The following is a 20,870-nucleotide window of genomic DNA, read 5'->3' as shown; positions in this document are numbered from 1 at the left end:
ATTGATAACAGGTAAGTTATTCCACCTGTGTGGAAATGTGGTATATGGGGCAAATAATAAATTCCCCGGATCGTACGTTCTGCCCATCTTTAACAAGGAGCGTAAGCGCGAAACGGTTATTTTTGCGGCCAACTCTAACAGGCATGTCACAACTCTCAATACCCAAGTTTCCTTCCGTAAATCGCTCATTGCATACCGATCTCAAGAAAAGGGTGCATGAATATTTTGAACAGAAGGGCATCAAAACCACCGGTACACCCAAACTGTTCACAAAGGCGATCATTATGGTGATAGCCCTGGTGTTTGTGTATGTACACCTGATATTCTGGACACCGGTATGGTATTTTGCGCTCCTGGAGTGTATGGTTTTGGGCGGACTGGTGGCCGGCATCGGCTTTAATGTGATGCACGATGGCAGCCATGGCAGTTTCAGCAAGTACAAATGGGTGAACAGGCTGGCGGCCTCTTCCATCAGCCTGCTGGGCGCCAATCATTTCATGTGGAACATGAAACACAACATGATCCATCACAGCTTCACCAATGTAGACGGGGTAGACGACGATATTGAAGTGGGTTTCCTTATGCGTATGGCGCCCACACAGAAACATTACAAAGTGCACCGTTTTCAGCATGTTTATTTCTGGGTGCTGTACATGCTGCTGTATGTATTCTGGATATTCTTTGCAGATTATAACAAATATTTCTCCCGCCGCATCGGAAGCGTTCCTTTAAAGAAAATGGCGTTCAAAGACCATTTTGAATTCTGGAGCGTGAAAGTGTACCATGCGCTTGTTTTTATCGTGATCCCCATAGCCGCGGTTGGCTGGTTAGACTGGATGATCGGTTTTCTTACGATGGGCGTGGTGGCCGGGTTTGTGCTGAGTATCGTTTTTCAGCTGGCCCATACGGTAGAGCATACCGAGTTCCCCGTTGCCGATATCGACACCAATAAGCTGCCGGATGAATTTGCGGCGCACCAGATCAAGACCACGGCCAATTTTGCCACCCGCAACAAGCTGGTAAGCTGGCTGGTAGGCGGGTTGAATTTCCAGATAGAACACCACCTGTTCCCCAAAATATCGCATGTACACTATCCCGCCATCAGCGCCATCGTAAAAGCGGTGTGCCTGGAGCACCAGTTACAGTACGTGGAGTACCCCACCATGCGCCAGGCAGTGGGTGCACATCTGCGGTTCCTGAAACAAATGGGAAGGAACGATTAAAAAAGACAGGCAAAAAAGCGAGAGGTATGGGCCTACGCTTTTTTTGACTTTTGACTTTTGGGTTTTGATTTTGCCGCTGCAGTTTTCTTCGCAGCGGTCTTTTTAGGCGCAGCGCTTTTCTTGGCCGCTGTTTTCAGTTTCCTGGCGAATGCATTGGGCACCTGTTCTTCGATCATCTTTTTGATCTCTTCCAGGTCTATTTCGGCCAGTTCCTCGGCGGTGTATTTTGCATTGTCCGCCTTACGGCCGAGTTTGAGCATTTTCTTATTGAAACGGATAAAGGCGCCCCACCTGCCGTTTTCGACAGATATCTTTTCTTCGGGCCACTGGCGGATAAAGCGGTTGGCTTCCTTACTGATCTTCTTTTCGATCAGTTCGTTGATATCACTCTCGCTCAGCGCATCAAAATTGTAGGCACGCGGTATGTTGATGAACATATCGTTCCATTTAATGAACGGCCCGAACCTTCCCTTGCCCTTGGTTACGGGCAGGTTCTGGTACATGGCGATGGGCGCATCGGCCTGTTGCTTTTCGGTGATCAGTTCAACGGCGCGGTCCAGTTCCATCTCATGCAGGTCTTCGCCACGCGGTATGGAAATAAACTGTTCCCCGAATTTTACATAAGGACCGAATCTTCCCACGTTTACGGCCACTTCCTGCCCCTCGTATTCGCCGAGCGTACGCGGCAGGGCAAACAGCTGCATTGCTTCTTCGAGAGAAATGGTTTCGATGCTCTGGGAAGGATTGAGTTTGGCAAAACGCGGTTTTTCCTCCTCGTTGGCGGTATCGCCTATCTGTACCATCGGGCCATAACGGCCCATGCGGGCAATAACGCGTTTGCCCGATTCGGGGTCCATGCCCAGCTCGCGCTCTCCCTTGGCGCGTTCTGCATTTTCGAGCGTGTGTTCAATGGTTTCGTGGAACGGTTTGTAGAAACCGTCGATCATCGTATTCCATTTCAGTTTTCCTTCCGCGATCTCGTCAAATTCCTCTTCGATACGCGCGGTGAAACTGAAATCCATCACCCGCTCAAAATACTGCTTCAGAAAATCGGTTACCACCAGGCCGAGATCGGTCGGGAACAGTTTGCTTTTTTCGGCGCCGGTATTTTCCTGGAAAATTTCTTTGTGCAGTTTCTGGTCTTTCGACAGACGCAGCAGGTTCACTTCCCTTTTTACGCCGTCCTTATCGCGCTTCTCAACATAATTCCTTTTGATGATCGTTGAAATGGTAGGCGCATAGGTCGAAGGGCGGCCGATACCCAGTTCCTCCAGTTTTTTTACCAGGGATGCCTCGGTATACCTTGGCGCCGGGCGACTGAATTTTTCGGTAGCCGTCATTTCTTTGAACCCGAGTTCCTGTCCTACGGCAAGCGGTGGCAGTATGTCTTCGTTGTTGTCTTCGTCTTCATCGTCCCTGCCCTCCCTGTACGCTTTCAGGAAACCTTCGAACTTCATCACTTCGCCTGTGGCGGTCACATGCTCGCGGTTGGTGCTGATATCGATCTTTGCGGTTGTTTTTTCAAATTCCGCATCGCTCATCTGCGAAGCGATGGTGCGCTTCCAGATCAGTTCGTATAATTTTTTCGCATCGGGGTCCTCTACCGTGGTATTGCTCATATAGGTAGGGCGGATGGCTTCGTGGGCCTCCTGTGCATTTTCGTTCTTGTTCTTGTATTTACGCGGCTGGTAATATTCTTCGCCGTAGGCCTTGTTCACCTGTTTCTGTATATCCCCCATGGCGGTATCGCTCAGGTTCACGCTGTCGGTACGCATATAGGTGATCTTACCGCTTTCATACAGTTTCTGCGCCAGTAACATGGTGCGGCTTACACTGTACCCCATTTTACGCGAAGCTTCCTGCTGCAGGGTAGACGTGGTGAAAGGCGCCGCCGGCGTGCGTTTGGTGGGTTTTACCTGCACATCCGAAATGGTGTATACGGCGTTCCTGCAGCTTTCGAGAAATGCCTGTGCGTCGGTGAGGGCAGACATTCGCGCCGGACCTTCGGCTTTGAAACCAACCTGTTTCCCGTTGCTGTCGGGTGCGGTAAAAAAAGCGTCTATTTTATAGGAGCTTTCGGCAATAAAATTATTGATCTCCCTTTCTCTTTCAACAATCAGTCTTACCGCCACGCTCTGCACCCTGCCGGCGCTGAGGCTGCGCTGCATGCCGATCTTGCGCCATAACACCGGGCTCAGTTCAAAACCCACAAGCCTGTCGAGCACCCGTCTTGCCTGCTGCGCATTTACCAGGTCCATATTGATGCGGCGCGGCGTTTCCACGGCTTTCCTGATGGCGGGAGCGGTGATCTCGTGAAAAACAATGCGTTTGGTTTTTTGGGGATCAAGACCCAGCACTTCGGCTAAATGCCAGCTGATGCTTTCCCCTTCGCGGTCCTCATCCGATGCCAGCCACACTTCTTGGGCTTTTTTAGCCATCTGTTTCAGTTCGCGAACCACGCGTTCCTTGTCCTCGGGCACCTTGTACCGCGGCTGGTACTGGTTGTTCAGGTCAATGCCCATATCGTCCTTTTCCAGGTCGCGGATATGGCCGTAACTGCTCCTTACCTCGAAATCTTTTCCAAGGATCTTTTCAATGGTCTTGGCTTTTGCCGGTGACTCTACTATCAGTAAATTCTTTGCCATATCGCCTGAAATCCGCTGCCAGTGCAGGTTTTGCTGAGGTTCAACTATGTTTTTCGCCGCTGCCAAGCGCCTCGAAAAAACGGAAAACCGGGCGCCGGTCCCGCTGCAATATTAACTGAAACCCGCAATTCGCAAAAAATGTTAAAAAAAATTGCCCCATTTTCAATCATTTCTGGCATGATGTTCGCCTTTGGTGAAGCAGGAATCAAAAACAATCGTTATGAAAAAGATAACCGTGATAGGGATGCTGCTTTTTGCAGCCGGCGTGGTAACGAATGAGGTAAAAGCGCAACCGCCGCATGCAAAAGCCTGGGGCAAACGTGCCAAGGAATGGAGAGAAGACAGGGACGATGACCGGGACGATAAGGGATGGAAGCGCGGGGGCTATTATTACTATCCTTCCGCCAATGTGTATTTCAGCCCGGTATCGCACAGGTACTGGTACCCGCGCAATGGCGTCTGGATCAATGCATCCATATTGCCGCCATCGGTAGTGGTATATAACCAGCCCAGCTACATCGTTTACCGCGAAGACGACGACGATATCTGGCGCGATAACCGCGCACACTACCGCCGCTATTACAGGGCTGTGCCCGTATACGAAGAACGCTACCGCCCGGTGATCGTAACCCGGCCCGGTGTGTCGGTGAACATCAGTGCAAGATTTTAGCAGAGGCGAATGGGTGAAAAGCTGGTTTGCCGAAACAAGCATCTCTGTTGACCGGCCAGTCAGCTTTTTACCATTCAGCTTCCCTTCTCCAGGAAAGACACCACATCCCGGATCACACCCGCGTCTTTGTAGATTCGGTTGTGTCCCAGGTGTTCTGTGAGCTGAAACCGAATATGCGCCGGACTGGCCTGCAGGGTGGGTTGAATGTCTTTAATGGGGCAGATGGAATCGTGCCGGTCGTGCACCCATAATATGGCGGAGGGGATATGTCGCACCGCCCTGTTTACAGAGAAATAATCGATATCCTTTCCGCCTACCTCGCGTATCAGCGCCCGGAAATGCTCTTTTACGGCCGGGTCTACTTTAATCACCCGAAAGAAATTGGCGATGGCGGTTTCCGTTTCCGTTGCGGGTGCAATCAGCACCAGTTTTCGCTGTTCCGGTTCCGCTATTTCCTCAAATGCAAGCGAGGCAGCCAATGCGCCCAGTGAATGACCGATCATGGCGTAGAACGGACCGAACTGTCTGTCGGCCTCGAGCAATATTTTCTTGTACAGTACGGCCGTAATGCGTTTACCCTCGCTGAAGCCGTGTGCCGGCGCATCGAACATATATACTTCAAATCCTGCTTTCAGCAGCGGCTGCACATATTTGTCGAACTTGAACACCTGGCTGCTGAACCCGTGCAGCACCATCACTTTTTTTCCATTGGCATGGGCCGGCACCCACTGGTAGCCGCGGATGGCCATTCCTTCAAACCGGAACAGCGTTCGTGTGGCTGTTTCAAAGGCGGCGGGTGGCTTTTTGTGTTTTTTGACGGGCAGCGGTGTGCAGAAAAGATCGAATGCTTTTTCGGCTGCCCGGCGCGGAGAAACCAGCGCCAGTGCTTTAAATTGCGTGATATAATAGCTGACCAGCAACCGCTGCGCTAGTTTCAACTTCATCAACCAAAGATATGCAGGTTACGATCATAGGTTCGGGTAATGTGGCTACAGTTTTTGGACGGATGCTTGCCGCCGGGGGCCACACCATTCGCCAGGTATACAGCCGCACCGCCACGCATGCACACAGCCTTGCCGGCGAACTGCAGGCGCAGGCCGTATCGGCTATCGGCGATATAGAACGGGAAGCAGACATATATATATTGTGCGTTACCGACGATGCACTGCCCGGGGTGGCGGCGCAGCTTTCACTGGGAGACAGGTTGCTGGTACATACCGCGGGTTCTGTGAGCAGGGAGGTGCTTGCGGGTGCCAGTTCGCATTACGGCGTCATCTGGCCGATGAAGATGATCAGGAGATCGATGCAGGAACTCGGTCCTGTTTCGGTTATCATCGATGGCAATACCGCCGCGGTAATAGACAGGATCAGGGATTTTGCCGGTAATTTCTCCGACAGTATCGCTGTTGCCGACGATGGCAGGCGTGAAAAAATGCATATGCTGGCATCGGTTACGGCCAATTTCCCCAATCACCTGTACCAGCTGGCGGCGGAGTATTGTGCGGGGGAAGGCATCGATTTCAGCGTTTTTTACCCGATCATCGAAGAAACCGCCAAAGCCCTGCGGCAGCTGCCACCGGCCCGGTTGCAGGCGGGACCGGCTTTCCGGGGCGACAGGAAGACGATCGGCAAGCATGAGGCTTTGCTGCGGGATTACCCGCAGCTGGATCGATTATACCGGGAAATCACCCGTAGTCTTTTGCTGAAAAACGGTTATGAGCGCTGATTTGGCCCCGGGAACCATCTATTTTACCCGAAACGGTAAGTTTTTTCTCAACTCGAACAGGAAATCGGTATTCCTAAATTATTTTTGCGGGCCAAAGACGCGTTATGTATTCGATCAAGATCAAGTTTGAACAGAAGGGACTGGAGGAAGTGACACTGACCAATATACAGCCCGACCAGAGTCTGCTCGAGGTTTGCCTGGATAACGATATTGAACTTCACCATAATTGCGGAGCCGTTTGCGCCTGCAGTACCTGTCATATATACATCGATAAAGGCATGGATCACCTGGAGGAACTGAGCGATAAAGAGGAGGATTTTATTGACCGTGCCGTAAATCCGCGTATCAATTCAAGACTGGGCTGCCAGTGCGTACTGCAGCCGGGAAGCGGCGAAGTCGCCATTACCTTACCCGACCAGACGCAATTTCTTGGTGAATAAGCAACAACTTCCAACTTCAACCCGACTATTATGAGCCACTATGAGCCGCCCATTCACTGGAACGACCATGAAGATATTGCGATGAAACTCTATGAGCGTTTTGGCGATGAATTCAACGAAGGAAAAATCTACCGGATCCGTTTTACCGACCTGCTCGAATGGGTGCTTCAGATACCTCATTTTGCCGGCACCCGTGAACAAAGCAACGAAGGGCACCTCGAAATGATCCAGAGCGCCTGGGTGTACGAGTGGAGGGATAACCAGAAATAGCAGCGAGTTGAATAACCGGCGGGTTCTGGGTTTGTGAACGGATCAATCAACGGAAAACCGTCAGTCATTCGCTTTCAACAATCAACCAATCGGCCATTGTATGCTCGACCGTTTCAAACATATTACCACGTTTGTCTTTGATGTGGACGGCGTGCTGACAGATGGCACGTTGCTGGTATTGCCCGGTGGCGTAATGGCGCGCAGTATGAACATCAGGGATGGCTATGCCCTGCAGCTGGCCGTGAAAAAAGGATACAGGGTGCTGGTGATCTCGGGCGGCCATTCGCCCGAAGTAAAAGACAGGCTGGAAAAACTGGGCGTGCGGGAAGTGTGGATGCAGACCAGCGACAAAGCCGGTATACTCTCCCGCTACCTGCAACAGCACGCGATCGGTAAGGAGCAGGTGTTGTATATGGGAGATGATATTCCCGACCATGGTGTTATGCAGCTTGCCGGCTTACCCTGCTGCCCGCAGGATGCGGTACAGGAAATAAAACAGCTTTCCATTTACATATCCCATCTCGCCGGTGGCAAAGGCTGCGCCCGCGATGTGATTGAAAAAGTGATGAAACTGCGGGGCGACTGGTCGGAAGACACTTCCGTGAAAGCGCAGTAGGCTGCCTGCAGCATAAGCTACCGAAGCATTTCTTCACAGTATCTCGTACACATTCTTTCTTATGTTTTCGCACATACGCTGCATGGGAAGATCGTTATCGTCTTTTCCGAACGGGTCTTCAATTTCTTCCGCGATCAGTTCCAGGCTTGCCAGCACGTAAAATACAAAGATCACCACCGGTATCGTAAAATACCCCAGCGTAAGTGCAAAACCGATCGGCAGGGTGATCACGTAAAAGAAAATGAATTTTTTGATAAAGGCGCTGTACGAAAAAGGGATCGGCGTATTCTTGATCCGCTCACAGGCGCCGCAGATATCGAGAAAGGACTGCAGTTCCGCATTCAGCATCAGCAGCTGGTAACCGGTGATTGCCTGGTCGCGGTAAAGCAGGTTTATCTTATTCATCAGCAGTCCCGCCACCTGGTTGGGGATATGTTTTTTGGTGTCAAAATCAGGTATCTCCGGGTGCGGCGTTGAGTCGAGCGCCAGTCTTGTGCGTTCGTTCTGCAGGTGATCCTTCAGCTCGAAGCCGAACAGCGAAATGCATTTACGGAAAAAGCTCCTGTTCTTTTCGTCGTCGGCATGCAGTATGCTGTTGAGTTTGATCGAAAGATTGCGGCTGTTGTTAACCAGCGCTCCCCATGACTTCCTGCCTTCCCACCAGCGGTCGTAAGCGGTATTGGTGCGGAATACCAGCAGCATGGAAATGGCAAATCCCAGCAGGCTGTGCATGGTGGTGAGATTTTTGGCATAGCTGTTGGCTGATAACTGCAGGTATTCCTGCTCCAGGTATACAATACCCCAGGAGAACAAACCGATAGCCAGCATCAGCGGCAGCAGCTGGCGAAAAGTGTCCGCCTTATGAAAGCGGAAAATATTGAGCCATACTTTCGGGTTATAGCTGATCATGGGTTAAAAATAACAAAGTTCGGGGGATGGGGATTAGCGGATTACGGATTGGCGGATGATGGATTGGCGGATTGGATTATCGGGTACTTCGAAAATCAGGTGATAACTTCGAAATAAAGGCTTACCCTCTGCGAAACTCGCTTCTCCTGCGGTGATGACAAGGCACTCATTCACCGCAGAGACGCAGGAGGTGCAGAGATACGCAGAGATGATACCGTCCATCATCCGCTAATCCCTAATCCATTATTTTCATAAATCGCCTGCCTGGGTTATCTTGCAGCCTTCAGCATGAAAACGATCGCAGCATTTTTGAGACTGGTCAGGTGGCCTAACCTGGTGTTCATCGCGCTTACGCAGCTGCTGTTCGAATGCTGCATTTTTAGGAAAGCCTACTCCCACGGTATGATCGCGGCAGGAGAAAACAGGCAGTTTGTTTTTCTTTGTCTTGCCTCGCTGCTGATTGCGGCGGCAGGGTATATCATCAACGATTATTTTGACCTGAACATCGACCAGGTCAATAAACCCGATAAAGTGGTGGTGAATGTGCTGATCAACCGCCGGTGGGTTATCTTCTGGCATATGTTCCTGAGCCTGATGGGACTTTTTTTCACCGTACTGGCGTTGCCGATAGCGCAGTACTGGCACCTGGTGCTGGCCAATATTGCCAGCATCGTGCTGCTTTGGTTTTATTCGACCAATTTCAAAAAACAGCTGCTGATCGGCAATATCATTATCTCGCTGATGACCGCCTGGGTGATCGGTATCCTTTTCCTGGCAAAATACCCGTTTGATGTGCGCGAGTTTCTGCGCGCCGATCAGGACGAAATACGTTTCTTCCGGCTCACCGTGGTTTATACCTGTTTTGCGTTTGTAATATCACTGATCCGCGAAGTGATCAAGGATATGGAAGATATGGAAGGCGACAGGAAATACAACTGCCGCACCATGCCCATTGTATGGGGACTGAATGCCAGCAAGGTATTTGTGGCGGTATGGATCATTGTGCTGGTGGCGGCATTGACCATTCTGCAATTGTATGTATTGCCTTTTGGCTGGTGGCACAGTGCCCTGTATTGCATGCTGTTCATCGTAGCGCCGCTGGTGTGGATACTGGCCAGGCTGTTCAAGGCACAAACACCCGAGGCGTTTCACCGGTTAAGCAGCGCCGTGAAGATGGTAATGCTTACCGGCATACTTTCGATGGTGTTCTTCGGCATGTATTATTCCTGACCTAAACGAACCGGATCATCATATGCAGGATATTATTCTGGCCTCCCAGTCGCCCCGCAGAAAAATGCTGCTCGAATGGGCGGAAATACCTTTCGACGTAATCGTAAAAAATACCGACGAGTCCTATCCTCCCGGTCTCGATTTTCCCGACATAGCCAGGCATATTGCTTATAACAAGGCAAAAGCGGTATTCGGGCACGTGCAGGAAGCCTATCACGGCCAGTTGGCAAAACGCACCATACTTGCGGCTGATACCATTGTGGTACTTGACAACCGCGTTATAGGCAAACCTGCCAACCGCGCCGAAGCCATCAGCACGCTTACCGCATTATCGGCTCGTAACCATAAAGTGATCACAGGTGTCAGCATCCTGCATATGGGAGGCGAACTTAGTTTTTCAGACACCACCGAAGTGGCGTTTCATCCGCTCAGCGAGGAACAGATCGTGTTTTATGTTGACAAATACGAGCCCTACGACAAAGCCGGCGCCTATGCCATACAGGAATGGATCGGCGTGGTTGGCATCAAATCCGTACAGGGCGATTTTTACAATGTAATGGGATTACCCGTAAGCAGGGTAGTGCAGGCATTGCGTACTATTACCCAGTAATTACGCTTTTTTATTGCTAAAAACAGGCCGGCTGCCGCGGTCTTACCTGCAGCCGGGACTTTTGCTTTGTCTGCGCAGTAATTTTTCAGACCAATAGCTCCGGTATGAATGAAAAACTGCTGCAGTTCATCTGGCAATTCCAGTATTATAACAGGGAAGACCTGCAGACAACGGAGGCTGAATGCCTGCATATTGAACATCCCGGTCAGTGGAACGGTCACCAGGGACCGGATTTTCTCGCCGCATCCATCCGTATCGGCAATACCCGGTGGGCAGGCAATATTGAATTGCACATACGCTCGTCCGACTGGCATAGGCACCAGCATACCGGCGATACCCGTTACAGCAATATCATTCTGCACGTGGTATGGGAAGACGACAGACCGCTTTGCGATGAACGCGGTAACCCGGTTGCCACCGTTGTACTGGAACCACGCGTACCCAAACTGTTGCTTGAACGTTACCGGCAGATGATGCAGACGCTGGCCCGTGTGCCCTGCCATTCTTTTCTGCCTGTGTTATCTGCCCTCGCCTGGCGTGCATGGAAAGAACGCCTGGTGGCGGAACGGCTGTCGCGGAAAGCGGCACAGATGCATACGGTTCTCAGGCAAACCCAGTACCATTGGGAAGAAGTCTGCTGGCGTATGCTCGCCGCAAATTTCGGTCTGAAAATAAACAGCACCCTGTTCGAACTGGTGGCACAGAGCATTCCTGTTACCGTCTGTGCCAAACACAGAACACAGCTGCTCCAGCTGGAGGCCCTGTTGCTGGGGCAGGCCAACCTGTTGTCGGGTAAATACACAGATGCCTATGCATGCATGCTGCAGAAAGAATACCGGTTCCTGCAGAAAAAATACAGCCTGCATCCTGTAAGCAAACAGCCTGCGTTTCTGCGTATGCGGCCCGCGGCTTTCCCAACCATACGCCTGGCCCAGCTGGCCATGCTGCTCACTAAAACAAAAGGCCTGTTCCAGGAAATAAAAAATACGGGAGATATCGATGCACTGAGAAACCTGTTTATGGTAACCGCCAACGATTACTGGCATTACCATTACCGTTTTGACGAAGAAACCGCTTTTCATCCCAAACAGCTGGGCAGACAAATGGCAGAGAACATCATCATCAATACGGTGGCGCCCCTGCTGTTTGCCTATGGATCCTATCAACAGGACCACGGTTTTACGGAGCGGGCCGTTCATTTTCTCTACCGGCTTTCGCCCGAAAAGAACCCGCTGACAAAAGGCTGGCAACAGGCCGGCATAGATCATAGTTCCGCACTTGACTCGCAGGCCTTTATTGAATTAACCAACCATTATTGCAGCAACAGGCGTTGTCTCGACTGCGCCGTAGGCAACAGAATATTGAAAAATGATGTCTGGTAATAGGCGGGGCGGTGGATCGTGAATGATCAGCTGTTCACTTTACCATTGCGGTCCTTACCAGTTAAACTGCATATCCAGTTCCACATCGGGATGGAGGGTGCGTTCAACCGGGCAGGTGCGGGCGGTTTTTTCAAGGATCTCTTTTTGTTTTTCGTCGATGGCCAGCCCTTTGGGGAAGAACATATGCACGATGATCTTTCCGATGCGGCGGGGATCGCTTACCATCACCTTGGTAACATCGAGGGTGGTACCGGTAAGATCGATATTCATTGTCCTGGCTTTAATGCCCATGGTGGTGATCATACAGGTGCCCAGCGCTGCGGCAACAAGATCAGTGGGAGAAAAACGCTCGCCCTTGCCCTGGTTGTCAGTGGGGGCATCGGTTTCAATGGCAGTGCCGCTCTGTATATGGGTGGCAACTGTACGCAGTTCGCCTTTATAAATAATTTGTGAAGTCATTGGTTCAATTTGCCATAAATTTACATGTATCAAATCAAATGGAAGTGAAGAAGCTATTTATTATCGTTTTGATGGCTTGTCCTGCAGCTGGTGTTTTTGCGCAGCAACCCGTTAAATCGGCAACGCCGGATCCAAAACAGCTTAAAAGAGCGGAGCGGAGAGAGCGGATCAACCAGTTGATCAAACAGGAGGAAGAGGGAGCTTTGATTTACCAGAAACAGGGTGCATTTGGTTTTAAATTCAATACGGATGGCTGGGGCATGTTTTACGAGCACGGCAAATACAAAACCATCACCAATACCAATCTCTGGTGGCTCGAGTTCGGCGAAAGAAAACATCCCAAAGAAGAAAAAGTGCCTACCCTCAGCGCTTCATCGGGCTTCCTGATCATTTCCAGTTATATCTACGGCAAAAGAAATAATTTCTATTACCTCAAAGGCGGTATCGGCAGGCAGACCCTGATCGGCGGAAAAGGAAACAAGAACGGTGTGGCTGTCTCCGCGATCTATGGCGGCGGTCTTTCGCTCGGTTTGCTGAAACCGTATTATATCGAGATCGATAATCCCACCACGGGCAAAAGGGAACAGATCAAATACAATAACAACGACAGCCTGTTTCTTGACCCAAGCATTATTCTGGGCCGCGGCGGTCTGACCAAGGGACTGGGCGAAATGAAAATCGTACCCGGTATCCATGCCCGTACGGCGCTCAGGTTTGACTATGGCCGGTTCAATGAACTGATATCCGCGCTCGAAGTGGGTCTGAATGCCGAGTATTATACCCAGAGCATGCCCATCCTCCTGCTGAACAAGGAGAAAAAATTCTTCTTCAACGCCTACGTGGCCCTCACTTTCGGAAGACGGAAATAATTGCGCGGCCCGTTGGCCCCGCTGCCTGTCCGCGAAACGGGTTTCCTGCCCGAAATCAGTTAATTTTGCCCATCGGAACGGACCAGCCGTTCCCGTATTAACTGTAACAGATGCAAGAATTACCTGTCGTTGCGAAAGCATCCCCCGAGAGTAAGGTCAAAAAGCCCGACTGGCTTCGTGTAAAACTTCCCATTGGCGAAAGCTACAAACATGTGCGCGGGCTGGTAGACACCCATAAACTCCATACCATTTGCGAAAGCGGCAATTGTCCCAATATGGGCGAATGCTGGGGCGAGGGAACGGCCACTTTTATGATCCTGGGCAATATCTGCACCCGCAGCTGCCGGTTTTGCGCAGTGGCCACCGGGCGTCCGGAAGCGGTTGACTGGGACGAGCCGCAGCGCGTGGCCGAAGCGATCCACCTGATGAAGGTGAAGCACGCCGTACTTACCAGTGTTGACCGCGATGAACTGAAAGACGGGGGATCCATTATCTGGTATAATACCATCAAAGCGGTAAAAAACCTGAATCCCGGCACAACGCTCGAAACGCTGATCCCCGATTTCAGGGGCATTGCCGAACAGGTACAGCGTATCATTGAAGCTGCGCCCGAGGTGGTGAGCCATAACATGGAAACCTGCGAGCGCATGACAAAAGAAGTGCGCGTGCAGGCCAAATACCGCCGCAGCCTCGATGTACTGCGGATGCTGAAAGAAGGCGGCATGCGTACCAAAACCGGGATCATGCTCGGCATCGGCGAAACAAAGGAAGAGATCATCCAGACCATGGAAGACCTGGTAGGCGTGGGCACCGATGTGATCACGCTTGGCCAGTACCTGCAGCCCACAAAGAAACACCTGCCTGTACAGCGTTTTGTTCATCCCGATGAATTTGCCGAGCTGCGCGAGATCGGGTACCGCCTGGGATTTGATTATGTGGAAAGCGGCCCGCTTGTACGGTCATCCTATCACAGCGAAAAACATGTGATACCCGGGTACGGCCGAAACAAATGGGAAACCGAAAAACAACTCGCAACAGTTTGATCATATTGAGTCATTATTTTCGCCGCAGGTTCCATATCCGGAACCTGCGGTTTTATTTTTAATCACTGTTATGAAATACCTGTTACTGCTTACCTGCTTTTTTTCGCTGTCGGCATCGGGCCAGTGGAACTGGAAAAATGTAGACACTGCTTTTCAACCCCTGCCGGCTTCCGTGCATGTATTCCGGACGGATGACCTTACAGACGGAAAACCCAATATCGCCTATTACGTAAGCATCGATCTTACCGATAAACAGAGAACCGTCACCACGCAGGCAGGCAACGGGAAACGGTATACACCCACACAGTATTTTGAACAGGAAGGAAAGCCATTGCTGGTGATGAACTGCACCTTTTTTGAGTTTGTACACAACAGCAACCTGAATACGGTGGTAAAAGACGGAAGGATGGCTGCCTACCAGGTACACAGTATTGCCGGCAGGGGGAAAGATACCTTAACATATCGCCATGTTTTTGGCAGCGCTATCGGGATCGATAAAAAAGGCCGTGCGGATATTGCCTGGCTGTACACCGATTCTTCCTCGAAATATCCCTATGCAAGCCAGTCGCCGGTGGCCAGTTTCAGGGACTCGGTCCGGCAGCATACGAAGAAAGCAATGCTTGCGAAAGCTGATTTCAGAAAATGGAAAATGCGAACAGCTACCGGTGGCGGACCCGTATTGCTGCAGGATGGGCAGGTACACATCACCAATAACGAAGAACTCAAATTCACCGGCAAAGCGATCGACGACAAACACCCCCGTACAGCGATCGGCTACACGAAAAACAACCAGTTGATCTTTCTTGTGATCGAAGGCCGATTTCCCAACAGGGCCGAAGGGGCCACACTTACACAGGACGCCAACATGTTACAGCAGCTCGGCTGTCATGAAGCGATGAACCTGGATGGCGGCGGCAGCAGTTGCCTGCTCATCAACGGCAAACAAACCATTACGCCAAGTGACAGGGAAGGACAGCGAGCGGTGCCTGCGGTGTTGATCGTGAGATAATTTTGGAATTGGGGAATTGGGAAATTTTGAAATTGAAGGGTAAGAACGCAGTTTCAAAATTTCCCAATTCCCCAATTCCAAAATCCTACTTCAGTTCCCATACCAATGCACTCGCTCCTAATATGGCGGCATCGGATTCTTTGAGATGGCTGACCAGGATCTTTACCTTGTTCTGGAACACCTGTATCAGGTTGGCTTCCATATGCTCGCGGGTGGGGCGAAGGATCAGTTCGCCGGCTTTGGTGAGTCCGCCAAACAATACAATGGCTTCGGGACTGGAGAACATCACGAAATTGGCCAAAGCCAGACCCAGTATCTTCCCGGTGTATTCGAAGATCTCTTTGGCAAGTTCATCGCCTTCCCTGGCGGCTTCGTATACTTTTTTTGAATCGAGTTTGTCTTTTGGCACATCGCGCAAGGCGCTCGGTGCTTTGCTGGCTTCCATCAATTCAAGCGCCGTAAGCCGTACACCGGTGGCGGAGGCATAGCTTTCCAGCGAACCTTTTTTACCCGTGCCCTCGTGCAAACGGCCGTCGGGGATAATGATGGTATGTCCCAGTTCTCCGGCAAAACCATCATGTCCGTAAATCAGCTTGCCATTGGCAACGATACCGCTGCCCACACCGGTTCCGAGGGTTATCATGATAAAGTCTTTCATACCCTGTGCCGCGCCGTACATCATTTCGCCGATAGCGGCGGCATTGGCATCGTTGGTAAGCACCACGGGTAATTTGAATTTGGCTTCCATCATTTTGGCCAGCGGCAGAATGCCTTTCCAGGGAAGGTTAGGCGCGTATTCCACCGTACCGGTATAGTAATTACCGTTGGGCGCACCCACGCCAATGCCTTTTATTCTGCCCGTACCGCCCGCCTGCTCTATCAGCGGCGCCAGGTTATTATACAGTTCATCGATAAACCCTTCGATCTCATCGTGACCGCGTGTAGACATCTCACGCGAAAAAAGCAGGTTACCCAGCCGGTCCACGATACCGAATTTGGTGCCGGTACCGCCAATATCAATACCTACGGCCAGTTGTTCCAGGCTTGTTTTTGCTTCGGGCATTTTTAAAAAAATTAAATGGTCAATGGTTATATCGTCAAAGGATCAAATGGCTGCCTGGCAACACTGTTAAGCGAGCCATACAGCATATCGCCAGGCAGCCATTTATCCCTATGCTCTTTAATGTCCCCCGCCTACCTGCGCATCATAATCCAGTCCCTGTGATTTCAGTACGCTTTTCAGTTTTACAGCCAGCAGGGCCAGGCAGGCAAAACAAAGCGCAGCCACCAGGTAAGAGCGGTGCATACCGATTGCGGGATAATCGCCGATAGCGCCCTGCATAGGGGGTATCACCGCACCGCCAAGGATCATCATGATCAGGAATGCAGAGCCCTGACTGGTGTATTTACCCAGTCCGCCCACACCCAGCGCAAAGATACAGGGCCACATCACCGAGCAAAACAGTCCGCCAGACATAAACGCGTACACCGAAACAATGCCGCTGGTGGATACGCCGATCAGCATGGCGATCGAGGCCAGTACGGATACCGTTACCAGGGTCTTTACCGGTTTTTCCTGTCCATAGAACATAGCAGCCACCGCTACAAGAATGGCAACCGCATAGGTATACAGGTCGGAAACATCGTTTCCTTTCAGGCGGTTAACACCCAGTATCACCGCAAAAGCGATAAAAGGAACAACGATCATCATGATCTTCTTCATCGCGCCCTGTAAATTGAATACGCTGATGGCGCCCGTCCAGCGGCCGATCATCAGGCTTCCCCAGTACAGCGAAATGTATTGGGATATCTTGCTTTCATCAAGCCCGGTTTCTGTAAGGTATCCCGGCGTCTTCAGCAATGCGCCGAAATTGTTGTCGATGGTCACTTCCACACCCACATACAGAAAAATGCCCAGCATGCCGTATACCAGCTGCTGGTATTGCATGGCGCCCCATCCGCTGGGGTTGCTGGTTGCTTTTTTATTGGAAATGAAGAGGATGGCAATAACGGAGATCACACTCAGTCCCAGCAGGTACAGCTTATCTACATTGGTTAACTGACCCACCACAATGATGGCGCCGATCAGCAGTGTCATCATCAGCAGGGAAGAAGCCGCTTTATTGGCTTTTTCGAAGGCTTCGGAGTTTTTGCCGCTGGGCAGTTTCTTCGACAGGGCAAAAAAGATGGCCACCGCAAGAAAAACACCGGCCACGATCAGGTACAGCGAATTGATATTGGTAACGGTAACCACCACATCTTTCGCATCTGCGCTTCCGAAAAGAAAATAACTTACGATCAACGGTCCCAGCGTGGTACCCAGCGAGTTAACACTTCCGCCAAGGTTGAGTCTGTGTGAACCGGTGGCCGGATCGCCCAGCAGGATGGCAAAAGGCTGGGCAGCGGTCTGCTGCAGCGAAAAACCCAACGCCACCACAAAGAAAGAGGCAAGGATCGCAGGGAACGAGTTGGCATTGGCCGAAGGAATGATCAGCAATGCGCCAACCACCGAGATCAGCAAACCGTAGATGATGCCCCGTTTGTACCCGATTTTGTTCAGTATATCATACCCCAGCAGGTTAGAAAAGATGAACAGAACCAGCGAACCGATAAAATACGCGCCATAAAATGCAGAGCCGATCAGCTGCGACTGGAACTGGTTGAGGTTGAAATGCGTTTTACAGAAGGGGATAAAAATGCTGTTGGAGGCAGCGATAAATCCCCAGAAAAAGAACACCATAACCAGCGTGGCAAGCGCACCGGTATTGGTAGGTTGTTTGGTTTGGCTCATAGCAAGCTTTTAGGTTTTAGGTATGGGGTGTAAAATAACGAGAATTTAAGGAAGGAAAAATTTTCAGACCGGAATTTGAGGGAACGTTTTTATTCCTAACTTCAAGTCAATCAAGTCAATTTTCAGCATGGAGATCATTCATGTAAGCGCGGAATGTTACCCTGTGGCCAAAGCGGGCGGATTGGGCGATGTGGTAGGCGCTTTACCCAAGTACCAGTGCCAGGCCGGACATATCGCCAAAGTGGTGATGCCTATGTACCGGACCAAATTCCTCTACGAGAGCGAATGGACCGTGGATTTTAAGGGACAGGCCAACCTGGGCAACTGGTTCTTCGATTTTACGATCATCAAGGAAAGCAATAACAAACTTGGTTTTGATCTGTTTCTGGTGGATATCAACGGCTTGCTCGACAGGCAGAAGATATACGGGTACGATGACGATGCCGAGCGGTTCACGGCCTTCCAGATAGCCGTGCTGAACTGGATGAATCACTGGGAACACCAGCCGGATATCGTTCACTGCCACGACCACCATACCGGGCTGCTGCCTTTTATGATGCAGTACTGTTACGATTTTGGCAGGCTGCGCAACGTACCCACCGTGGTTACCATTCACAACGGACAGTACCAGGGATGGATGGGCTGGGACAAAAGCCGTTATATACCCCGCTGGGATCTCTGGAAAAGAGGCATGCTCGACTGGGCCGATATGATCAACCCGCTGGCATCGGCCGTAAAATGTGCTTCCAAAGTAACCACCGTAAGCTGGAGCTACCTGGCCGAACTGCGTTCAAACGCCAACGGGCTGGAAAAACTGTTTGAATACGAACAGGGAAAATGCGTAGGCATACTGAACGGTATCGACAACGAAGTGTGGGATCCCGCTACCGATAAATACCTGGTGCACCATTTTTCGGTAAAAGATGTAACGGCGGGGAAGCAAAAAAACAAAGAAGAACTCTGCCGCAGGTTTGGCTTCGACAGTAAAAAGCCGCTGTTCGTGTTTATCGGAAGGCTTGTGGGAGAAAAAGCCGCAGACGTATTGCCCGATGCCATACGCACATCGATCTTTTACTCGCAGGGATCGGCCAGCTTCCTGGTGCTGGGCAGCGGAGAAACCAATGTGGAATGGGCTTTCCAGCAGATGAAGCACGAATACGAAGGCATTTTCAACGCGGTGATAGGATACGATGAAACCCTGAGTCACCTGATGTATGCAGGAGCCGATTTCCTGCTCATGCCCAGCAGGGTAGAGCCCTGCGGACTGAACCAGATGTATGCCATGCGTTACGGCACCGTGCCCGTGGTAAGAAGCACGGGCGGCCTGCAGGATACGGTAACGGATATGGGTGATGCGGATGGGTTTGGTATCCGTTTCAACAATGCCAGCGTGGAAGATATCGGTTATTCCATCCATCGCGGCACAGCGGTTTACAGCGACGCGCAGCAGATGAAAGCCATGCGCACACGCATGATGCAGATCGATCACAGCTGGGAAAGTGCGATGGAGGCCTACCAGGCGGTATACAGCGCCTGCCTGGAATAGCGGGTGCTGGACTGAGAGTTTTAGTCGGTGTGCCAGGATGCAGGGAACATTCCATAACTTAACACCCGTTGCGTATTGCGATCATTTATTACATGTAACTTGTAAGCATACAACTCATATTTAACCAAATATCATGACAGGTATATCAACATCAGTAGTAGCGGTGATCCTCGGTGGGGGAGCCGGCAGCCGTTTGTATCCGCTTACCGCGAGCCGCTCCAAACCGGCGGTGCCTATCGCGGGCAAATACAGGCTGGTGGATATACCCATCAGCAACTGCATCAACAGCAATATCAACCGCATGTTCGTGCTGACGCAGTTCAATTCGGCATCGCTCAACAAGCATATCAAGAACACCTATCATTTCAGCGCTTTCAGTACGGGCTTCGTGGATATACTCGCCGCGGAACAGACACCTGATAACCCCGGCTGGTTCCAGGGCACGGCAGATGCGGTGCGGCAGTCTTTGCGGCATATCTCCAACCTGGAATTCGAATACATACTGATCCTGAGCGGCGACCAGCTTTACCAGATGGATTTTTCCGAAATGCTGAATGCGCATAAAGCGGGAAATGCGGATATCACCATTGCAACCATACCGGTTGATGCAAGAGACGCGCCGGAGTTCGGCATCCTGAAAACGAATTCCGAAAGCATGATCACTTCCTTTATCGAAAAACCCAAAGCGGATCTGTTGCCCGAATGGGTGAGCGATACCGGTGCGGATATGCAAAGACTGGGCAGGCATTACCTGGCATCGATGGGTATCTATATATTTACCAAACAGGTACTGTACGACCTGCTTACCTCGCACCACCCGCAGGCAACCGATTTTGGCAAGGAGATCATACCCAATTCCATCTCCGGTTATAAAGTGGCCAGTTACCAGTACGAGGGTTACTGGACCGATATCGGTAATATCTATTCTTTTTACGAAGCCAACCTGGCGCTTACACAGGAGATACCGCCGTTCAATCTTTTCGACAACAACAAAACCGTATACAGCCGTGCCAGAATGCTGCCGCCGGCAAAGATCAGCGGCACCACGCTCGAGAAAACCATCATTGCAGAAGGCTCCATCATCCATGCAAGCCGTATCGAACAAAGCGTGGTGGGCATCCGGGCAAGGATCGGTCATGGTACCACCATTGTAAATGCCTATATCATGGGTAACGATTATTACGAAACCATAGAGGAGATGGACTATGATTCGGTGAAAGGATTGCCCAGGATAGGCATAGGAGAGCGTTGTTATATCAAAGATGCGATCATCGATAAGAACTGCCGTATCGGCAACGATGTGCGCATCAACGGCGGAAAGCACCTGGCCAATACCGATCATGCATTGTATACGGTAAAGGATGGTATTGTAGTGGTAAAAAAGACTGCTGTACTGCCCGATGGATTTGTGATTTAATTAACCGGTCCGGCT

Annotated in this window: 21 protein-coding genes; 15 read left to right on the top strand and 6 right to left on the bottom strand. The window is 51.0% G+C overall.

The window, feature by feature from the left end:
* Positions 1-143: 143 nt before the first annotated feature.
* Positions 144-1,223 (top strand): fatty acid desaturase family protein, encoded by a 1,080-nt coding sequence (locus GWC94_RS10535; protein ID WP_161834991.1) that lies wholly within the window; start codon positions 144-146, stop codon positions 1,221-1,223.
* Positions 1,224-1,255: 32 nt separating this feature from the next.
* On the opposite strand, the gene topA is transcribed toward GWC94_RS10535, so the two are convergent.
* A complete protein-coding gene (topA, locus tag GWC94_RS10530; protein ID WP_161834990.1) occupies positions 1,256-3,868 on the bottom strand; it encodes a type I DNA topoisomerase in 2,613 nt (870 codons plus the stop codon).
* Positions 3,869-3,889: 21 nt separating this feature from the next.
* Between topA and GWC94_RS10525 the strand changes: the two genes are divergently transcribed.
* Positions 3,890-4,147, top strand: a complete 258-nt coding sequence (locus tag GWC94_RS10525; RefSeq protein WP_161834989.1) for a hypothetical protein — start codon at positions 3,890-3,892, stop codon at positions 4,145-4,147.
* Complete coding sequence (locus GWC94_RS10520; protein WP_161834988.1) at positions 4,089-4,538, top strand: hypothetical protein; 450 nt, start codon at positions 4,089-4,091, stop codon at positions 4,536-4,538. The genes GWC94_RS10525 and GWC94_RS10520 overlap by 59 nt, the downstream gene beginning before the upstream one ends.
* A 74-nt stretch (positions 4,539-4,612) precedes the next feature.
* Here the strand turns inward: GWC94_RS10520 and GWC94_RS10515 are convergent, their stop codons facing one another.
* The gene (locus GWC94_RS10515) at positions 4,613-5,482 is read right to left on the bottom strand and encodes an alpha/beta hydrolase (RefSeq protein ID WP_161834987.1); all 870 of its coding nucleotides are present in this window, start codon (positions 5,480-5,482) and stop codon (positions 4,613-4,615) included.
* Between the two features lie 11 nt (positions 5,483-5,493).
* Here GWC94_RS10515 and GWC94_RS10510 point away from each other — a divergent pair, with 11 nt between their 5' ends.
* From GWC94_RS10510 to GWC94_RS10495, 4 genes are all read left to right on the top strand, one after another.
* Positions 5,494-6,264, top strand: a complete 771-nt coding sequence (locus GWC94_RS10510; protein ID WP_161834986.1) for a Rossmann-like and DUF2520 domain-containing protein — start codon at positions 5,494-5,496, stop codon at positions 6,262-6,264.
* A 104-nt stretch (positions 6,265-6,368) separates the two neighbouring features.
* On the top strand, positions 6,369-6,704 hold the full coding sequence (locus GWC94_RS10505) for a 2Fe-2S iron-sulfur cluster-binding protein (RefSeq protein WP_161834985.1): 336 nt from the start codon (positions 6,369-6,371) through the stop codon (positions 6,702-6,704).
* A gap of 30 nt (positions 6,705-6,734) precedes the next feature.
* The gene (iscX, locus tag GWC94_RS10500) at positions 6,735-6,974 is read left to right on the top strand and encodes a Fe-S cluster assembly protein IscX (RefSeq protein WP_202628724.1); all 240 of its coding nucleotides are present in this window, start codon (positions 6,735-6,737) and stop codon (positions 6,972-6,974) included.
* A gap of 100 nt (positions 6,975-7,074) precedes the next feature.
* A complete protein-coding gene (locus tag GWC94_RS10495; protein ID WP_161834984.1) occupies positions 7,075-7,590 on the top strand; it encodes a KdsC family phosphatase in 516 nt (171 codons plus the stop codon).
* Between the two features lie 33 nt (positions 7,591-7,623).
* On the opposite strand, the gene GWC94_RS10490 is transcribed toward GWC94_RS10495, so the two are convergent.
* Positions 7,624-8,499, bottom strand: coding sequence for a bestrophin family protein (locus GWC94_RS10490; RefSeq protein WP_161834983.1), 876 nt, complete (start codon positions 8,497-8,499; stop codon positions 7,624-7,626).
* 288 nt (positions 8,500-8,787) lie between these two features.
* Here GWC94_RS10490 and GWC94_RS10485 point away from each other — a divergent pair, with 288 nt between their 5' ends.
* From GWC94_RS10485 to GWC94_RS10475, 3 genes are all read left to right on the top strand, one after another.
* Positions 8,788-9,729, top strand: a complete 942-nt coding sequence (locus GWC94_RS10485; RefSeq protein WP_161834982.1) for a geranylgeranylglycerol-phosphate geranylgeranyltransferase — start codon at positions 8,788-8,790, stop codon at positions 9,727-9,729.
* Between the two features lie 22 nt (positions 9,730-9,751).
* The gene (locus GWC94_RS10480) at positions 9,752-10,339 is read left to right on the top strand and encodes a Maf family protein (RefSeq protein ID WP_161834981.1); all 588 of its coding nucleotides are present in this window, start codon (positions 9,752-9,754) and stop codon (positions 10,337-10,339) included.
* Between the two features lie 104 nt (positions 10,340-10,443).
* Complete coding sequence (locus GWC94_RS10475) at positions 10,444-11,721, top strand: DUF2851 family protein (protein ID WP_161834980.1); 1,278 nt, start codon at positions 10,444-10,446, stop codon at positions 11,719-11,721.
* A gap of 54 nt (positions 11,722-11,775) precedes the next feature.
* Here the strand turns inward: GWC94_RS10475 and GWC94_RS10470 are convergent, their stop codons facing one another.
* The gene (locus GWC94_RS10470) at positions 11,776-12,180 is read right to left on the bottom strand and encodes an OsmC family protein (protein ID WP_161834979.1); all 405 of its coding nucleotides are present in this window, start codon (positions 12,178-12,180) and stop codon (positions 11,776-11,778) included.
* A gap of 44 nt (positions 12,181-12,224) precedes the next feature.
* On the opposite strand from GWC94_RS10470, the gene GWC94_RS10465 reads away from it, so the two are divergent.
* The 3 genes from GWC94_RS10465 to GWC94_RS10455 all read left to right on the top strand — a co-directional run bounded on the left by GWC94_RS10465 (position 12,225) and on the right by GWC94_RS10455 (position 15,101).
* Positions 12,225-13,049, top strand: coding sequence for a hypothetical protein (locus GWC94_RS10465; RefSeq protein WP_161834978.1), 825 nt, complete (start codon positions 12,225-12,227; stop codon positions 13,047-13,049).
* A gap of 110 nt (positions 13,050-13,159) precedes the next feature.
* Positions 13,160-14,092 carry a lipoyl synthase gene (gene lipA, locus GWC94_RS10460; RefSeq protein WP_161834977.1) on the top strand — a complete coding sequence of 311 codons (933 nt, stop codon included), beginning with the start codon at positions 13,160-13,162 and terminating at the stop codon, positions 14,090-14,092.
* 70 nt (positions 14,093-14,162) lie between these two features.
* Positions 14,163-15,101: a phosphodiester glycosidase family protein gene (locus GWC94_RS10455; RefSeq protein WP_161834976.1), complete on the top strand. Its 939-nt coding sequence runs from the start codon at positions 14,163-14,165 to the stop codon at positions 15,099-15,101.
* Positions 15,102-15,186: 85 nt separating this feature from the next.
* Here GWC94_RS10455 and GWC94_RS10450 read toward each other — a convergent pair whose 3' ends face one another.
* The gene (locus GWC94_RS10450; protein WP_161834975.1) at positions 15,187-16,164 is read right to left on the bottom strand and encodes an ROK family protein; all 978 of its coding nucleotides are present in this window, start codon (positions 16,162-16,164) and stop codon (positions 15,187-15,189) included.
* Positions 16,165-16,281: 117 nt separating this feature from the next.
* On the bottom strand, positions 16,282-17,892 hold the full coding sequence (locus tag GWC94_RS10445) for an MFS transporter (protein WP_161834974.1): 1,611 nt from the start codon (positions 17,890-17,892) through the stop codon (positions 16,282-16,284).
* Positions 17,893-18,019: 127 nt separating this feature from the next.
* Here GWC94_RS10445 and GWC94_RS10440 point away from each other — a divergent pair, with 127 nt between their 5' ends.
* Together GWC94_RS10440 and GWC94_RS10435 are read left to right on the top strand one after the other, a co-directional pair.
* Entirely contained in the window at positions 18,020-19,438 is a 1,419-nt protein-coding gene (locus tag GWC94_RS10440) for a glycogen synthase (protein ID WP_161834973.1), read from the top strand.
* 133 nt (positions 19,439-19,571) lie between these two features.
* Positions 19,572-20,855, top strand: coding sequence for a glucose-1-phosphate adenylyltransferase (locus GWC94_RS10435; protein WP_161834972.1), 1,284 nt, complete (start codon positions 19,572-19,574; stop codon positions 20,853-20,855).
* The last annotated feature ends 15 nt before the right edge of the window (positions 20,856-20,870 follow it).

The organism is Sediminibacterium soli (genome assembly GCF_009939225.1).
GTDB lineage: Bacteria > Bacteroidota > Bacteroidia > Chitinophagales > Chitinophagaceae > Sediminibacterium > Sediminibacterium soli.
This window is presented reverse-complemented; position numbering and strand designations above follow the sequence as displayed.

Bases quoted from the DNA above. Each gene is read 5' to 3' on its own strand.
- GWC94_RS10535 (WP_161834991.1), top strand. From the start codon at position 144: ATGTCACAACTCTCAATACCCAAGTTTCCTTCCGTAAATCGCTCATTG.
- topA (WP_161834990.1), bottom strand. From the start codon at position 3,868: ATGGCAAAGAATTTACTGATAGTAGAGTCACCGGCAAAAGCCAAGACC.
- GWC94_RS10520 (WP_161834988.1), top strand. From the start codon at position 4,089: ATGAAAAAGATAACCGTGATAGGGATGCTGCTTTTTGCAGCCGGCGTG.
- GWC94_RS10515 (WP_161834987.1), bottom strand. From the start codon at position 5,482: ATGAAGTTGAAACTAGCGCAGCGGTTGCTGGTCAGCTATTATATCACG.
- GWC94_RS10510 (WP_161834986.1), top strand. From the start codon at position 5,494: ATGCAGGTTACGATCATAGGTTCGGGTAATGTGGCTACAGTTTTTGGA.
- GWC94_RS10505 (WP_161834985.1), top strand. From the start codon at position 6,369: ATGTATTCGATCAAGATCAAGTTTGAACAGAAGGGACTGGAGGAAGTG.
- iscX (WP_202628724.1), top strand. From the start codon at position 6,735: ATGAGCCACTATGAGCCGCCCATTCACTGGAACGACCATGAAGATATT.
- GWC94_RS10495 (WP_161834984.1), top strand. From the start codon at position 7,075: ATGCTCGACCGTTTCAAACATATTACCACGTTTGTCTTTGATGTGGAC.
- GWC94_RS10490 (WP_161834983.1), bottom strand. From the start codon at position 8,499: ATGATCAGCTATAACCCGAAAGTATGGCTCAATATTTTCCGCTTTCAT.
- GWC94_RS10485 (WP_161834982.1), top strand. From the start codon at position 8,788: ATGAAAACGATCGCAGCATTTTTGAGACTGGTCAGGTGGCCTAACCTG.
- GWC94_RS10480 (WP_161834981.1), top strand. From the start codon at position 9,752: ATGCAGGATATTATTCTGGCCTCCCAGTCGCCCCGCAGAAAAATGCTG.
- GWC94_RS10475 (WP_161834980.1), top strand. From the start codon at position 10,444: ATGAATGAAAAACTGCTGCAGTTCATCTGGCAATTCCAGTATTATAAC.
- GWC94_RS10470 (WP_161834979.1), bottom strand. From the start codon at position 12,180: ATGACTTCACAAATTATTTATAAAGGCGAACTGCGTACAGTTGCCACC.
- lipA (WP_161834977.1), top strand. From the start codon at position 13,160: ATGCAAGAATTACCTGTCGTTGCGAAAGCATCCCCCGAGAGTAAGGTC.
- GWC94_RS10455 (WP_161834976.1), top strand. From the start codon at position 14,163: ATGAAATACCTGTTACTGCTTACCTGCTTTTTTTCGCTGTCGGCATCG.
- GWC94_RS10450 (WP_161834975.1), bottom strand. From the start codon at position 16,164: ATGCCCGAAGCAAAAACAAGCCTGGAACAACTGGCCGTAGGTATTGAT.
- GWC94_RS10445 (WP_161834974.1), bottom strand. From the start codon at position 17,892: ATGAGCCAAACCAAACAACCTACCAATACCGGTGCGCTTGCCACGCTG.
- GWC94_RS10440 (WP_161834973.1), top strand. From the start codon at position 18,020: ATGGAGATCATTCATGTAAGCGCGGAATGTTACCCTGTGGCCAAAGCG.
- GWC94_RS10435 (WP_161834972.1), top strand. From the start codon at position 19,572: ATGACAGGTATATCAACATCAGTAGTAGCGGTGATCCTCGGTGGGGGA.